Raw genomic sequence first — 1,201 nt, 5'->3', positions numbered from 1 at the left:
TACTTTGAGATGAGACAGCGACAAAGTCGCATCCTGCGAAATATGGCCCAGCAGATCAATACCTGTCATCTGGCCGCAAGTGAGAGTTTGATCTTGGCCCAGCTCTTTTCTAAGATTGCTGCCCAGCTAAGTCAGACCAATCCTGCTCATGACCTACTTGATGACATCGAACGCTATCTGCAAGTCTTCCGCAATCGGAGTCTCCCTAAAACACGTGAGGAGTTTGAAACCCGTGCTACCCTCCTGCAACTACTACGCGAAGCCGAAACCTTTATCCAGGTTAAGGTCGATTTTTACCAAAAATATGGAAACTAAAACGCAAAGAACCTCAGAGAATTCCTCTGAGGTTCTTTTGTTTTGCATTTGGAAGGGAAGTTCTTCCTCTCGTACTATTCTCAATAAAGAAATAGCAACTCCTAGTCGTCCATCACACCACCTGTAAGTTGGTACATGAGGTAAATGTGCTCCAAGACTTTTACCTTATCCATGTGGTCTACATCTTTAAAGCCTCCTAATGCCAAAAGTGGAACGAAACCGAAACACTCATCGTAGGCTAATTGAGCATGTTTGGCAACAGCTTGCCTATATAAATTAAGTTCAAAGTTATCAGTCACATATGAATTATCTAAAAATCGAATGAATAAATCCAGACCCTTACAAATAATATCCATATCCTGAATATTATATTGGACAATTCCCACGTAGGCATTCTTTTCCCAAGTAATAATATCTCCAAATGCCGTCACAAACATTGGAAAAGCAATGTCTCCTCTGAAATAGCTATTTTGGAGAAGCTCTAGATAATCATCTGGATTGATGACTTTTAGATAACCATCTAAAAAGGTTCCCAGACCATCTTCCTGCCAAATTTGTAGCAACTCCGCTGGAACTTGACCCTTATACTTTTCAATCACTTCTTGGGGCATGTCTGACACTTTAATAAAGTTTTCTAGCATGTTTTCCTCCTTTTTCAGTTTATAGACAAAACTATTAGATGCTATTCCCCTCATTCATAGAAAATCTAAAATAGGTTGCTTTCCCTCCCAAATAAGTCGGGTAGCTTTACGAAGCAGAAAAAACTTCCTCATCTTGCTCATTCAGAATCGCTTGAATATCTCCACCATTAACTACTACTAGGTAGTCCACTGGTAGAATCAAAGATTTTATTAGTTTTGGATTCTTTTTCAATATTTCAAAAGCA

1 protein-coding gene and 1 pseudogene are annotated in these 1,201 nt (G+C 39.4%); one reads left to right on the top strand and one right to left on the bottom strand.

The annotated features are described in order from the left end of the window. Nucleotides 1-315, top strand: a pseudogene (locus GMD1S_RS07900) (aromatic acid exporter family protein); the annotation flags it as partial. A 101-nt stretch (nt 316-416) separates the two neighbouring features. Here GMD1S_RS07900 and GMD1S_RS07895 read toward each other — a convergent pair. Further along, nucleotides 417-956 carry a T6SS immunity protein Tdi1 domain-containing protein gene (locus tag GMD1S_RS07895; protein ID WP_000892206.1) on the bottom strand — a complete coding sequence of 180 codons (540 nt, stop codon included), beginning with the start codon at nt 954-956 and terminating at the stop codon, nt 417-419. Nucleotides 957-1,201: the final 245 nt, after the last annotated feature.

It is taken from the genome of Streptococcus sp. GMD1S (assembly GCF_000296875.1).
Classification (GTDB): Bacteria; Bacillota; Bacilli; order Lactobacillales; family Streptococcaceae; genus Streptococcus.
Note: the sequence above shows the minus strand (reverse complement) of the source record. Positions and strands in the feature narration are given on the sequence as shown.

Bases quoted from the DNA above. Each gene is read 5' to 3' on its own strand.
- GMD1S_RS07895 (WP_000892206.1), bottom strand. From the start codon at position 956: ATGCTAGAAAACTTTATTAAAGTGTCAGACATGCCCCAAGAAGTGATT.